The organism is Streptomyces sp. NPDC053048 (genome assembly GCF_044547045.1).
In the GTDB taxonomy this organism is placed as follows: Bacteria; Actinomycetota; Actinomycetes; order Streptomycetales; family Streptomycetaceae; genus Streptomyces.
Window position 1 is genome coordinate 181,097 of the sequence record NZ_JBITZS010000002.1, and the last position, 13,446, is coordinate 194,542.

Below are 13,446 nucleotides of genomic sequence, written 5' to 3' on the forward strand. Positions count from 1 at the left end.
ACGTTCTTCGATCCAAGGCGCAATCTTGAATCGAAATCCATCGATACAGAGGGACTCAGGAGATCGCCATGTCACGTGTCCAGCTCGCCCTCAACGTCGCCGACCTCGACGCGTCGGTGACCTTCTACTCCAGGCTCTTCGGCGTCCGGCCCGCCAAGCGCCGGCCCGGCTACGCGAACTTCGCCATCACCGAGCCACCGCTCAAGCTCGTCCTCATCGAGGGCGAGCCCGGCCAGGACACCCGCCTCGATCACCTCGGCGTCGAGGTCGGGACCACCGACCAGGTCGCCGCCGCCACCGCCCGCCTGCGGGACGCAGGCCTGGCGACGTTCGAGGAGAACGACACCTCCTGCTGCTACGCGCTCCAGGACAAGGTGTGGGTCCACGGCCCCGGCAAGGAGCCGTGGGAGGTCTACGTCGTCAAGGCCGACGCCGGCACACTCGGCAAGAGCCCGGTCGGGCAGGACGGTGCCGCCTGCTGTACGAGCGGCCCCGTCACGACGTAGAGGCGGGCTGTCGGGAGCGGAAGGAGGGGATGACCAGGCCGTTCTCCGGGTACAGTTGCCGAGGTGAGAGCGGCTGAGCGCGGCCCCGCCGTCGCCGTGCCGGGGCCGGCTGCCCCGCACGTCCCGCACACCCCGACCCGCCGTGACCGCGAGGGGGTGCCCGAGCACGACAGGTTCCTCCTTGTCCCCTTCTGCTGCTGCCCCTGTGTCCCCTGCCGCACGGCTGCGTGCTCTGAAGCCCGACTGGTTGTCCGATCCCAAGGTCTGGCGCACCGAAGTACTGGCCGGTCTGGTGGTCGCGCTCGCGCTGATACCCGAGGCGATCTCGTTCTCGGTGATCACCGGGGTCGATCCGGCGATCGGGCTGTTCACCTCGTTCACCATGGCGGTGACCATCGCGGTCGTCGGCGGCCGCCGGGCCATGGTCTCCGCAGCGACGGGTGCCGTGGCCCTGGTCATCGCCCCGCTCAACCGTGAGCACGGCCTGGGTTATCTGCTGGCCGGCGTCATCCTCGCCGGCGTCTTCCAGGTCGCCCTCGGCGCGCTCGGGGTGGCGAAGCTGATGCGGTTCGTCCCCCGCTCGGTCATGGTCGGCTTCGTCAACGCGCTCGCCATCCTTGTCTTCATGGCCCAGGTGCCCGAGATGCGGAACGTGCCCTGGGCCGTCTACCCGCTGATCGCCGGTGGCCTGGCGCTGCTGGTGCTCCTCCCGAGGATCACCACCGTGGTGCCGGCCCCGCTGGTGTCCGTCGTCGCCCTCACCCTGATCACCGTGGCCGCGGGGATCGCGGTGCCGACCGTCGGCGACAAGGGCGATCTGCCGTCCGCACTGCCCGTGCCGGGCCTGCCGGACGTGCCGTTCACCCTCGAGACGCTCACCACCGTCGCCCCGTACGCCTTCGCCACGGCGCTGGTCGGCCTGATGGAGTCCTTGATGACGGCCAAGCTCGTCGACGACATCACCGACACGCGCTCGTCCAAGACCCGCGAGTCGATCGGCCAGGGCATCGCGAACATCGTCACGGGCTTCTTCGGCGGCATGGGCGGCTGTGCCGTGGTGGGCCAGACGATGATCAACGTGAAGGTCTCGGGCGCCCGCACCCGCCTGTCGACCTTCCTGGCCGGTGCCTTCCTGCTGGTGCTGTGCCTCGCCTTCGGCCCGGTGGTCTCCGAGATCCCGATGGCGGCCCTGGTGGCGGTCATGATCATGGTGTCGTTCGCGGCGTTCGACTGGCACTCCGTCGCCCCCGGGACGCTGAAGCGGATGCCGGCCGGGGAGATCGCCGTCATGGTGATCACCGTGGTCTGCGTCGTGGCGACGCACAATCTCGCGGTCGGTGTCGTCGTCGGCTCGCTCACGGCCGTGGTCGTCTTCGCCAGGCGCGTCGCCCGCCTCGCCGACGTCACCGCCGTCACGGACCCCGACGGCACGTCCGTGGTCTACCGGGTGACCGGTGCCCTGTTCTTCGCCTCGTCCAACGACCTCGTCGGACGGTTCGACTATGCGGGCGACCCGGCCAGGATCGTCATCGACCTGTCCGCCGCCCACATCTGGGACGCCTCCTCCGTCGCCGCCCTGGACGCCGTCGAGACCAAATACGCCCAGCGCGGCAAGACGGTCGAGATCACCGGCCTCAACCAGCCCAGCGCCCACCTCCACGCCAGGCTCACCGGCGAACTCGCCAGTCACTGACCAAGGATCAAGCCCGGCGCGCAGCCCTATCGGCGCGTCCGTACCAGCAGGTGGAGGAAGTACGGCGTGCCGATCACCGCCGTCATGAGGCCGGCGCCGAGCTGGGCCGGGGCGATCACGGTACGGCCCACCAGGTCGGCGGTGCAGACCAGGATGGCGCCGAGGAGTACCGAGACCGGCACCACCCGGGCGTGCTGCCGGCCCACGAGAGCTCGCGCCGCGTGCGGAGCCACGAGGCCCACGAAGCCGATCGTGCCCGCGGCGGCCACGGCGGTGGCGCTGAGCAGGACGCTCAGCGCGAGGAAGCCGAGGCGGCCCCGGGCCAGGCCGAGCCCCAGGAGCCTCGGGGTGTCCTCGTCCAGCGACACGAGGTCGAGCTCGGTGCGCCGCCGGCCGGCGACGAGCAGGCCCGCGGCGAGCACGGCAGCGAGCGGCGCCACGTCGGGCAGGGTGCGCCCGTAGGTGGAACCCGACAGCCAGGTGAGCGCCTTCGTCGCGTTGAACGGGTCGGTGAGGATGACGAGAAGGCTGATCAGGGCGGCTGTCGCGGTGGCGGCGCCGAAGCCGACGAGGACGAGCCGGTTCTGCTGGAAGCCGCCCCGCGCGGCGAGTCCGAAGACCAGGACGGAGACGACGGCGGCGCCCGCGAACGCCGCGGCGGCGACGCTCCACGATCCGGCTGTCGGCACCGTCGTCACGAGGAGGACGGCGCCCAGGCCGGCGCCGCCGGAGACGCCCAGGGAACCCGGTTCGGCGAGGGGGTTGCGGGTGACGGCCTGGACGAGCGTCCCGGCCAGGGCGAGCGCCGCGCCCGCGAGGAGGGCGGCGAGGACCCGGGGCACCCGGGTGTCGAGGACGAAGGTGACGGTCCGGCCGGCCCTCCCCTGCGCCCAGTTGAGCACGTCGCCGAGCAGCAGCTTGCTGTCGCCCAGCAGTACGGCGGCGACGGTCACGCCGATGAGCGCGGCCACCAGGACGGCCGTGGTGGTGAGGAGGACGGCCCGGCTCCTGATGCGCAGCCGGTCGGCCGCGGCGGCCCCGGCGGTGTCCTTCGCCCGCGTGGCCATGGCGATCAGGAAGACGGCGCCGACGAGGCTGGTGACGACGCCGGTCGGCACGGCGACTGCCGCGTCCGCCGGTACGAGGGCGCGTAGCAGCACGTCGGAGCCGAGTACCAGGGCCGCGCCGGTCAGCGCCGCGACCGGCAGGCTCGCCCGCGTCCGGGTGAACGCGCGGAAGCGGGAGCCCAGGGGCCGGACGAGGGCGGGGGCACACAGGCCGACGAAGCCGATGGGCCCGGCGAGGGTGACGGCGGCCGTGGAGAGCAGGGACGCGAGGAGGACGGCGATGAGGCGCGTGGCCCGGACGGGGACGCCGAGGCCGCGGGCGGCGTCCTCGCCGAGCGCCAGGGCGTCGACCCGGCGGGCGAGGAGCAGCAGCCCGGCGAGGCCGGCGAGGCCGATCGGTGCCACCTGCAGCACGCCGTCGAATCCGCTCTGGCCGATGCTGCCCTGGTTCCACTGGTAGATGCCCTCGGTCTGCCGGGGGAACAACAGGAGCAGGCTCTCGGTGACGGCGGTGAGTCCGAGGGTGAGGGCACTGCCGGCGAGAACGAGCCGGACGGTGCCGGTGCCCAGGCCGGACAGCCCGAGGACGACGGCCGCGGCCGCGAGACCGCCGGCGAACGCGACACCGGCGGAGGCGAAGAAGGGGAGCGTGACGCCGGTGGCGGCCGTCAGCCCGAGGGCGAGGTAGGAGCCGGCGTTGACGGCGAGGGTGTCGGGGGAGGCGAGGACGTTGCGGCTGACGGCCTGCAGGGCGGCCCCCGCGATGCCGAGGACTGCCCCGACGAGCAGGGCCGCGGCCGCCCTCGGCAGCCGGGAGGCGACGACGACGGACGCGTCGGCCGAATCGGCGTGTCCGGTGAGCGCCTTCCAGACCTCCGGTGCGCCGACGGCGGCGGTGCCTTGCGTGATGTCGACAACCGCGAGGCCCGCGACGAGGAGGAGCAGTGCGACCGTCACCGCGGCCGCGCCCGTCCGGGACGTGGCCGCCGACGGACGGGTGGCGGATGTGGGTGCGGTGACGGTCATGGCCCTACTTCTTCACTTCTTCTTCAGCGCCTCGACGACGGCGTCGACGTACTTGCCCATCGACTCGGGTCCGCCGAACATCCAGATGCCGTCGGGCAGCCGGTGGACGTTGCCCTTCTCGACGAACGGCAGTGACGTCCACACCTTGTTGTCGGCGAGCTTGCCGGTGAAGGGGATGCTGCTCTTGTCGCCGTCACTGCCGATGTAGGCGAACTGCACGTCGTCGCCGAGCTTGGTGAGGCCCTCGACGTCGGTGGAGCCGAGCCCGTAGCTCGCGTCGCCCTTGACCGACCAGGCGTTCTTCAGGCCGAGCTTCTCGTTGACCGCGCCGATGAGCGAGCCGCTGGTGAAGGGGCGGATGGTGATCTGGTTGGAGACGTCGTAGCCGTCGGCGAAGGCGTACTCCGCCCCGGCGCGACCGGCGTCGGCGAGGGCCCGCTTGCCCTCGTCGAGCTTCTTGCGGAACTGCTCCTTGAGCTTCCCGGCCTGCTGCGTGGTGCCGGTGGCCTGGGCGATGAGGTCCAGGTTCCTGTTCATCTGCCCGATCGGGTCGGTGGCGTCGGCGGCGCGCACGTTCAGGACCGGGGCGACCTTGCGCAGCTGCTTCACGGCGGCCGCGGGCAGGTCGGTGGTGGCGACGACGAGGTCCGGCTTCAGGGCGGCGATGGTGTCCATGCTCGGCTCGCCGCGCGTGCCGATGTTCTTGGGCTCGTTCTTGAGCGGGACGGCGGTGTCCCAGGTCTTGTAGCCCTTGACGTCGGCGACGCCGACCGGGGCGACACCCAGCGAGACGAGGTTCTCGACGACGTGCCACTCGGTCCCGACGACCTTCTTGGCAGGTCCGTCGAGCTCCACCTTCTCGCCCGAGGCGTCCGTGAGGGTGATGCGCTCGGCGGGCTTCCCGGCCTTGTCGGCGGCGGGCTCGGTGGTCCCGCAGGCGGTCAGGGCGATGGCCGCGGCGGTGGCGGCCGTGGCGAGGAGGAGGCGTCTCATGAGGGGGTGCTGAGCCTTTCGCTGCGCGAGTGGTGGCGGCCTATCGCGCGGGTGCGCAGGCGGCCGGTGAGGGGGTCGGTGTCGACGTCGATGCGGATGCCGTAGGTGTCGGTGAGGCGCTGGGGCGTCAGGACGTCCTCGGGGAGGCCGTCGGCGATGACGCGTCCCTGGTGGAGCAGCACGATCCGGTCGGCGACGGCCGCGGCCTGGTCGAGGTCGTGCAGGACGGCGCCCACGGCGATCCCGTGGTCGTCCGCCAGATCGCGCATCAGGTCGAGGAGCTCGACCTGATAGCGCAGGTCGAGGTAGGTCGTCGGCTCGTCGAGGAGCAGCACGCCGGTCTCCTGGGCGAGACAGCAGGCGAGCCAGACGCGCTGGAGCTGTCCGCCGGACAGGTGCTCGGCGCCGCGTTCGGCGAGCTCGGCGACGCCCGTCATGGCGAGCGCGCGGTCCACCGCGGCCCGTCCGTGCGGGTCGGTCTTTCCCCAGCGGCCCCGGTACGGGTAGCGGCCGAACTCGACGACGTCCCGCACGGTCAGCCCGCCGGGAGTGGGGCGCCCCTGCGTCAACAGGGCGACGCGGCGGGAGAACTCGCGGGACGGCAGCGCGAGACCGTCGGTGTCGGTGTCGAGGACAAGCGTGGCGCTCCTGGCGCGCTGCAGACGCGCGAGTGTGCGCAGGAGCGTTGACTTTCCGCTGCCGTTCGGGCCGACCAGGACGGTCACTTCGCCGGGCCGCAGCGTCACCGACGCGGCGTGCACGACGTCGACGCCGTCATAGGCCACGGTGACTCCCGTGGCCGACAGTTCATGACCGTGGCGCCGGGGCCCGGTGGGCTCGGAGGTATCTTCACCAGCTCTCACGCGATGAAGGTTAGCCTAACCTAAGGATGGCCCGAAAACGCCTGTCGCTGCTCGATATTGATGCCCTTACTGCCCTGTTCTGTCTCTTGACCGCCGAGCGCAGATTCCCCAGCGCCGGGGCACTGCTGCGGGTGACAGGCTCCACATCATCCGTGCCCAAACGTGGAACACATCCCGCGGCGCGAGCAGGACCAAGGCCGCTCCCGCGAGGTTCACCGACCCGTTGACACGGCTCCCCTCCCGTCGCCGTCGCACGGAACCCACACGCACAGTCATCGCAGCCCCGGGCACGCGCCGAACCCCGTCCGGACTCCGGCGGCCGGCGACGGTCCGGCCGGGATAACAATCACGTCACTGTGGCTGGATTTATGCACTCAAAGACCTGTCGACGTGACGCGCGTCACTAAAGAGTTCGTAAAAGACGTGCTAAGAATGCGCAACTCCGCTTCCGGCACCACCCCCCGCCGGGACAGGAGAGCCGGCACCCACCGGCCTGCACGGTCCGGGAGATCACGGTTCGAGTCCGCGAACCACGACCCCCGGTCGCCGATCGGACGACGGCGTTCACTCAAAGCCCGCACTCATGCCCGCGCACCGCTCTGCGCCGGTTCTGCGCCACCGAGGTAAGCCCTATGTCACTCGATTCCGTCACCCGTTCCGTCGACGAGGCCGTCAGCGGATTCTTCGAGCCCATCGCCAAAGCGCTCGGCGATGTCGTCTTCTATTCCGTCCCCGTGGGTGGCGCCGATCTCCCCCTGATCGTCGCCTGGCTCGTTGCCGCCGGACTGATCTTCAGCACCTGGTTCGGTCTGGTGCAGATACGCAAGTTCCGCCTCGCCGTGAACGTGGTGCGCGGCAAGTACGACGAGAAGGGGTCGGCCGGCGAGGTCAACCACTTCCAGGCCCTTACGGCCGCGGTCTCCGGCACCGTGGGCCTGGGCAACATCGCCGGCGTCGCCGTCGCCGTCTCCATCGGCGGTCCCGGTGCCACGTTCTGGATGATCCTGTGCGGTCTGCTGGGCATGGCGACGAAGTTCGTCGAGGTCACCCTCGGCGTGAAGTACCGCGAGGTGCACGCCGACGGCAGCGTCTCCGGCGGCCCGATGCACTACCTCCCCAAGGGCCTGGCCGACCGCTTCGGCGCCCGCGGCAAGAAGCTCGGGAAGATCCTCGCCGTCCTCGCCTCAGCCATGATCCTCTTCTTCGGGCTCTTCGGCGGCAACCTTTTCCAGGTCAACCAGTCCTACGTCCAGCTCGTCTCCGTCACCGGCGGCGAGAGCGGCCCCCTGGGCTCCTCGGCCGGCGCCCTCTTCTTCGGTCTCCTCATCGCGGCGCTGGTCGGCATCGTGCTCCTCGGCGGCATCCGCTCCATCGCCTCGGTCACCGAGAAGCTCGTCCCCGCGATGGCCGGCATCTACATCGTGGCCTGCCTGATCGTGATCCTCACCCATGTCACGGCCATCCCCTCCGCGATCTCCACGATCTTCGAGGGCGCCTTCCACCCCCAGGGCGTCGCCGGCGGTGTCCTGGGCGCGCTGATCATCGGTTTCAAGCGGGCCGCGTTCTCCAACGAGGCCGGCCTCGGCTCCGCCCCGATCGCGCACTCCGCGGTCAAGACCAAGCACCCCGCCAGCGAGGGCCTGGTCGCCTTGCTGGAGCCGTTCATCGACACCGTCGTCATCTGCACCATGACCGCCCTGACGATCGTGATCGCCAACCCGGCCAGCTGGGGCGAGGCCCGCGCCGGCAAGACCGTCGGCGGCGTGACGATCACCTCCGACGCCTTCGGCACGGTCCTGCCCTGGTTCCCCTACATCCTCACCGTCGCGGTGCTGCTGTTCGCCATCTCCACCGTCCTGACCTGGGGCTACTACGGCCTGAAAGCCTGGTCCTACCTCTTCGGCCGCAGCAGGACCAGCGAGCTGACGTACAAGGTCCTCTACACCCTCTTCGCCGTCGCCGGTTCCCTGCTCACCCTGCAGACCCTGATCGACATGGCCGACGCGGTGCTCTTCATCCTCGCCGTCATCAACATCACCGGCCTCTACCTCCTCGCCCCCGTCGTCAAGCGGGAGCTGAAGTCCTTCCTCGCCTTCGTCCGGGCCCGTGACGCCGGACAGGACACGGCCGAGGGAGATGCAGACCAGGAGCCGGTGAAGACCACCGTCTGACCGCACTCCCCGCGGCCCGGCTCCTCGGGCGGGTCCGTACGCACCTCGCGCCTTTGGTGCGCACGGACCCGCCCCTTTCCTTGCGACCCACCCCGCTCGGGGTCCTGCTCACCTCTTGCCGATGCTCCGGAAGTACAGCCTTGATGACCACTGCCCCGCCATCCCGGCGATCCGTCTTCCTCGGGCTCCTGCCCTGGCCCGAGCGCCGAGCCGTCGCCGCAGCCCTGCGGACCGAGACCATCGGCGGCCTGGTCCTGCTGGTCGCCTCCGTCGTGGCACTGATCTGGGCCAACAGCCCCTGGAGCGGCGCGTACGAGGCAATGCGCGACCTCCACCTCGGCATACCCCCGCTGGGCCTGGACCTCTCGCTCGGGCACTGGACCGCCGACGGACTGCTCACCGTCTTCTTCCTCGTCGCGGGCATCGAGCTCAAGCGCGAACTCGTCGTCGGCGAACTGCGAACACCGGCCACCGCCGCACTTCCTGTGATCGCCGCCGTCTGCGGCATGGCCGTACCCGCCGCCCTCTACACGATCACCTCATGGGCGGGAGGAGGCAGCCCGGACGGCTGGGCCGTCCCCATGGCCACCGACATCGCCTTCGCACTCGCCGTCCTCGCGGTCGTCTCCACACACCTCCCGGCCGCCCTCCGGGCCTTCCTGCTGACCCTCGCCGTTGTGGACGACCTCGGCGGCATCCTCGTCATCGCGCTCTTCTTCACCTCCGACATCGACCCGCTCGCCCTCGGCGGAGCCTGCGCCGGACTCGTCCTCTTCCACCTCCTCCAGCGCTTCCGCGTCCGCGGTTGGTGGTGGTACGTGCCGCTGGGCATCGCCATCTGGACGCTTACGCATCACGGTGGCATCCACGCCACCGTCGCCGGCGTCGCCATGGGCCTCATCCTGCGCACCACCCCGGACAAGGACGGGACACGTTCCCCCGGCAACCGTGTCTCCCACCTGCTGCACCCGTTCTCCGCCGGTCTCGTCGTACCGCTCTTCGCGCTCTTCGCCGCAGGCGTGACCGTCTCCGGACCGGCCCTGACCGCGGCCTTCACCAGACCGGAACCGCTCGGCGTCGCCCTGGGACTGGTCGTGGGCAAGATCCTCGGGGTCTTCCTGGGCACCTACCTCGCCGCCCGCTTCACCCGCGCCCGCCTCAACCCCGACCTCGCCTGGTCCGATCTCCTGAGCCTCTCCGTCCTCGCCGGGACCGGCTTCACGGTCGCCCTCCTCATCAGCGAACTCGCCTTCCCCAGCGACGCGCTCCGCGAACAGGCCAAGGCAGCCGTACTGATCGCCTCACTCACCGCGGCCGCACTCGCGGCGTTGCTGCTCCGCCGTCGGAACGCGGTCTACCGGCGCCTGTACCAGGAGGAGACCGTCGACGCCGACGGTGACGGCATCCCCGACGTCTACCAGCCCGCGCCCGGGGGCGCACCGTCCAAGGCATGACCGGCTGCGTGCCCGGCGACCCCGGGCCTGGCCGAGCCACTCGCCGTCGCCCTGGTGACATTGCTGCTGACCTTCGTCACCCCCGTGGCCGGCGAGCTGGCACCCAAACGCCTGGCCATGCAGTTCGCCCCCCCCGGCTCCTTCCCCGTCCATGACTTGCCCGACCTTGGCATCGATCTGGGCGAGCTTGCTGACACCGGGCACTACACCACTCTCGCCGACGCATGACCTGTCAAAGCCTTGAGTCGGGCACCAGAGGAAGGTCGGCACCGCGTACCGACCGAGCCTGCCGGGCTGTCCGGGACGTCGAGGGCTCGCGGGCGGAGCAGCGGTCTCGTCAGTCCCGCCTCACGTTGTGCGTTCTTGCTTGGTTTCCACCGCTTCATGGACGGCTTGAACGGGCATGGTTGCCGACGCAGCGAGCGACCTGGTGGCAAGAAGCCTCACCAAGGGGTTGACGGAGGCTGTGGCCAGGAGAGCCGTGAGCAGCATCGCCGTGAAGATCTCGTCGTTGATGATGCCGGCGTTGTGCCCGAGGGTCAGCATGATGACCTCGCTGAGCCCTCGCGTGTTGAGGAATGTGGCCAGCACGGTGGATTCCTGCTGAGGGAAGCCCGCGAGGCGGGCGCCGGTGAATGTCCCGGCGAATTTCCCTGCCCACGCGATGCAGAGGAAGGCGATGAGGGCCAGTGCCCCGACGGGGCCGAGTTCGGTGATGTCGACAGAGAGTCCGGTGAGAGCGAAGAAGACGGGGATGAGCAGGGTTCCGGTGTGCTGGAACGGGGCTTCGAGGGACCGGTGGAGATCCGGGGAGATATCGCGCGGCATGACAAGGCCGAAGGCGAAGGCGCCCAGAACCGCGTGGATGCCGAGGTGCGCTGTGACGCAGGAGGAGAGGAGCACGCCGCTACTGATCACGAGGATCGGCAGGAGCTGGTGTTCTGCCGCGCTGTCGCGGCGCAGGAATCTGTGCAGTAGGGGTCGGATCAGGCAGACCATCACGAGGGCGTAGAGGGCGACTTGGACCAGGGTGCGCAGGCAGGGGGTGACCCCTTCGCCTCGGGCGGCCGTGAAGAGGACGACGGCTGAGCACCAGGCAATGGTCTCGGTGATGGCCCCGCACGCGGTGGCGATCGTCCCCACCTGGGTGTTGTGGAAACCGTTCTCCTTGATGATCCGGACAAGGACGGACAGAGCGCTGATGGACAGGACGATGCCCATGAAGACTGCGAAGACTCCGGCCGGTGCTCGCGAGGTGGTAACGGTGGGGTGGAGGGTGACGAGGGCAACGGCCGTGACGACCGCGAGGAGGAAGGGAAGGGCCAGCGAGACCGCCGTGATGGTGAGGACGGAGCGGAACCGGCCTCGCAGGGGATGGAAGTCGAGTTCCCATCCTGCGATGAACATGAAGAGGGCGATGCCCACTTGGGCGATGGTCGACAGATGCGGCCGGGCGGCTTCGGGAAAGAGGAGCCCAGGAACGTCACCGGGTAGCAGTCCCAGCACGCTCGGCCCCAGCAGGAGGCCGGCCGCGATCTCACCGACGACGACCGGCTGGCGCAGGCGTGTGCGCAGTGGGCTGATCACAACGCCGATGAGCAGGATGACTGCGATGTCGGCGAAGATCACAACGTCCAGTGAGGAGTCCTTCAACGTCCTGATACCTCTCCTGGTCAGGCCAGCGGGAATCCCCGTACGGGCCTCGCTGCCGGCCTGCGTCAGTGGACTCGCGAATTCACCCGGCGGGGACGGCATTTCTCCGCTTTGTCTGCTAGTGATCCTAAACACCCGATGTGTCTCGCCGCGAGGGCTGTTGCCGGTACCCCACCCGATTGAGTGGGCACCGGGCCGTTGCACCGTTCCTATGTCCGTCGCACGAGTTGCCGACCTCGCGCGGTCACCGCATCGCTCATGGGCTGATACTGCTGTGCTCAGTGCCATGTTCAGGCGAGCACGAAGTAGCGCAGCCGATGTAGACGGCGGACAGGGCGATGGTCACGGCGGTGACGGCCAGGCCGTATCCATTGACGCCGCTGTCCAAGTTCAGCAACTGCCACAGCCGCGCCGGGATCTCCTTGCGGCCTGCGATCACCGATGCGAAGTCCGGGCCCGTGGGCGCGAGGCCACGCCGACCAGGCTTCCCGGCACGCCATGAGACCAGGCAGCGCGCCATCTGAAGGAGGATGAGCTGCGGTGCGCATGCCCGCATCCGCACCGCGCGCACGCTGCTCCATTGGTCAGACCGCAGACGGTGGCCTGGTGTCGGGGCTGGACAGGATGATGCCTCTGCGGGCGAGCTTGAGGGTGTGGATGGTGTGGCGGAACAGCAGACGCGCAGTGAAGGTCGCGGTGATCACGGTGAGCATGACCGGCAGTACGACCATGTACTGCCCTGTGAGTTCGAAGGCGAAGACGATGGCCGTGGCCGGCGTGTGCGAGGAGCCGGCGAAGACGGCCGCCATGCCCGCCAAGGCATACAGGGCGGTTGGTCCTGTGACGCCGGGCAGGAGGGTGCGGAGTCCGTCGGCGTAGGCGGCCCCGAGTGCGGCGCCGATGAAGAGGCTGGGGGCGAGGACACCGCCTGCCCCGCCGATGCCCAGCGTCAGGCTCGTGGCGAAGATCTTGCCGGCAAGCAGCAGGAGCAGGAAGCCTGGCAGGTAGTGCCCGTCGGTGACCGTCTTGAGGACCTGGTAGCCGGAGCCGTGCAGCTGAGGAAGGGCGAGGAGCAGGGCCCCCAGGAGCAGGCCGCCCGCGGCCGGTCGCAGCCATTGCGGCCCTCGCCAGGCCCACGTGCACGCATCCTCGACCCGGTACAGAATGCGGGTGAAGGCCACGCTGACCACGGCCGCGGCGGTCCCGAGAAGGATCAGCGGCGGCAGGTCGGCCGCATCGACGGGTGCCAGGTCGGGCAGGTCGAGGAAGACCGTGGTACCTGAGAGCGTGCGGGTGACGGCGTCCGCGCCCAGTGCGGCGAAGGCGACCGCGCCGAAGGACTCGACGGTGTAGCTGCGCAGGATCAGTTCCATGGCGAAGAACGCGCCGGCCAAGGGGGCGTCGAAAGCGGCAGTGACGCCGCCTGCCGCGCCGCAGGCCAGCAGTAGCCGGTTGTGTTCCTGCGGGGCCTTGGCGAGGCGTGTCAGCAGGGATCCCAGAGCGGAGCCGAGCTGGACGATCGGCCCGGTGCGGCCGAGGGAACCTCCGGAGCCGATGCACACGGCGGAGGCGAGGGCTCTGACAAGGGTGGGGCGAAGGACGACGCGGCCATCCGCGCGGGAGGCGGCGAGCATCAGCTCGGGCAGTCCGTGACCGCCGGGGCCCGGGGCGAAGCGGTGGATCAGCGGGCCGTAGAGCATGCCTCCGATGACGGGGGCGACGAAGAGGACGTACGGTCCGAGCCCGGGTATGAGCGGGTGCGCCGCCCGGGCGGCGCTTGCACAGTCCGTGTGGCCGCAGAAGACGCGGGTTAGGGCGTCGGCCAGCCAGTGGAAGGCGACGGCGCCGAGGGCGGCTGCGGCCCCGGTCGCGGGGGCGAGAACGGCAAGGGCCCAAGGGGCCTGGCGTATCCGGTGTATCGGGCCGGATATTCGGGGGTGGAAGTGGTGTCGGGGTGGCTGGGTACCGGCGGGTATGCCGGCGGAGTCCGCGGTGGGTATACCACTCATCTTCCCCCTCC

At 70.1% G+C, this 13,446-nt stretch carries 11 protein-coding genes; 5 read left to right on the forward strand and 6 right to left on the reverse strand.

Translation table 11 applies throughout. The annotated features are described in order from the left end of the window. Positions 1-68 precede the first annotated feature (68 nt). Both ACIG36_RS05990 and ACIG36_RS05995 read left to right on the forward strand, forming a co-directional pair. Complete coding sequence (locus tag ACIG36_RS05990) at positions 69-506, forward strand: ArsI/CadI family heavy metal resistance metalloenzyme (RefSeq protein WP_399922663.1); 438 nt, start codon at positions 69-71, stop codon at positions 504-506. A 205-nt stretch (positions 507-711) separates the two neighbouring features. Continuing rightward, positions 712-2,199, forward strand: coding sequence for a SulP family inorganic anion transporter (locus ACIG36_RS05995; protein ID WP_399922666.1), 1,488 nt, complete (start codon positions 712-714; stop codon positions 2,197-2,199). A 26-nt stretch (positions 2,200-2,225) separates the two neighbouring features. Here ACIG36_RS05995 and ACIG36_RS06000 read toward each other — a convergent pair whose 3' ends face one another. The 3 genes from ACIG36_RS06000 to ACIG36_RS06010 are packed head-to-tail and all read right to left on the reverse strand — an operon-like array spanning position 2,226 to position 6,148. Beyond that, on the reverse strand, positions 2,226-4,292 hold the full coding sequence (locus tag ACIG36_RS06000) for an iron ABC transporter permease (protein ID WP_399922669.1): 2,067 nt from the start codon (positions 4,290-4,292) through the stop codon (positions 2,226-2,228). A gap of 12 nt (positions 4,293-4,304) precedes the next feature. Further along, entirely contained in the window at positions 4,305-5,285 is a 981-nt protein-coding gene (locus tag ACIG36_RS06005) for an ABC transporter substrate-binding protein (protein ID WP_399922672.1), read from the reverse strand. Beyond that, entirely contained in the window at positions 5,282-6,148 is an 867-nt protein-coding gene (locus ACIG36_RS06010) for an ABC transporter ATP-binding protein (protein ID WP_399922675.1), read from the reverse strand. The genes ACIG36_RS06005 and ACIG36_RS06010 overlap by 4 nt, the downstream gene beginning before the upstream one ends. A 632-nt stretch (positions 6,149-6,780) precedes the next feature. Here ACIG36_RS06010 and ACIG36_RS06015 point away from each other — a divergent pair. From ACIG36_RS06015 to ACIG36_RS06025, 3 genes are all read left to right on the forward strand, one after another. After that, a complete protein-coding gene (locus tag ACIG36_RS06015) occupies positions 6,781-8,319 on the forward strand; it encodes an alanine/glycine:cation symporter family protein (protein WP_399922678.1) in 1,539 nt (512 codons plus the stop codon). A 143-nt stretch (positions 8,320-8,462) separates the two neighbouring features. After that, positions 8,463-9,773 carry a Na+/H+ antiporter NhaA gene (gene nhaA, locus ACIG36_RS06020; protein WP_399922680.1) on the forward strand — a complete coding sequence of 437 codons (1,311 nt, stop codon included), beginning with the start codon at positions 8,463-8,465 and terminating at the stop codon, positions 9,771-9,773. Positions 9,774-9,827: 54 nt separating this feature from the next. Then, the gene (locus tag ACIG36_RS06025; RefSeq protein ID WP_399922683.1) at positions 9,828-10,001 is read left to right on the forward strand and encodes a hypothetical protein; all 174 of its coding nucleotides are present in this window, start codon (positions 9,828-9,830) and stop codon (positions 9,999-10,001) included. A gap of 120 nt (positions 10,002-10,121) precedes the next feature. Here the strand turns inward: ACIG36_RS06025 and ACIG36_RS06030 are convergent, their stop codons facing one another. The 3 genes from ACIG36_RS06030 to ACIG36_RS06040 form a co-directional block, all read right to left on the reverse strand. Next, a complete protein-coding gene (locus tag ACIG36_RS06030) occupies positions 10,122-11,402 on the reverse strand; it encodes a cation:proton antiporter (RefSeq protein WP_399922686.1) in 1,281 nt (426 codons plus the stop codon). Between the two features lie 280 nt (positions 11,403-11,682). Beyond that, entirely contained in the window at positions 11,683-11,946 is a 264-nt protein-coding gene (locus tag ACIG36_RS06035) for a hypothetical protein (RefSeq protein WP_399922689.1), read from the reverse strand. A 64-nt stretch (positions 11,947-12,010) separates the two neighbouring features. Beyond that, positions 12,011-13,435, reverse strand: coding sequence for a chloride channel protein (locus ACIG36_RS06040; RefSeq protein ID WP_399922692.1), 1,425 nt, complete (start codon positions 13,433-13,435; stop codon positions 12,011-12,013). Positions 13,436-13,446 lie beyond the last annotated feature (11 nt).

Excerpts from the sequence above, each read along its gene's own strand:
- ACIG36_RS06000 (WP_399922669.1), bottom strand. The coding sequence starts at position 4,292 with ATGACCGTCACCGCACCCACATCCGCCACCCGTCCGTCGGCGGCCACG.
- nhaA (WP_399922680.1), top strand. The coding sequence starts at position 8,463 with ATGACCACTGCCCCGCCATCCCGGCGATCCGTCTTCCTCGGGCTCCTG.
- ACIG36_RS05990 (WP_399922663.1), top strand. The coding sequence starts at position 69 with ATGTCACGTGTCCAGCTCGCCCTCAACGTCGCCGACCTCGACGCGTCG.
- ACIG36_RS06035 (WP_399922689.1), bottom strand. The coding sequence starts at position 11,946 with ATGGCGCGCTGCCTGGTCTCATGGCGTGCCGGGAAGCCTGGTCGGCGT.
- ACIG36_RS06015 (WP_399922678.1), top strand. The coding sequence starts at position 6,781 with ATGTCACTCGATTCCGTCACCCGTTCCGTCGACGAGGCCGTCAGCGGA.
- ACIG36_RS06040 (WP_399922692.1), bottom strand. The coding sequence starts at position 13,435 with ATGAGTGGTATACCCACCGCGGACTCCGCCGGCATACCCGCCGGTACC.
- ACIG36_RS06005 (WP_399922672.1), bottom strand. The coding sequence starts at position 5,285 with ATGAGACGCCTCCTCCTCGCCACGGCCGCCACCGCCGCGGCCATCGCC.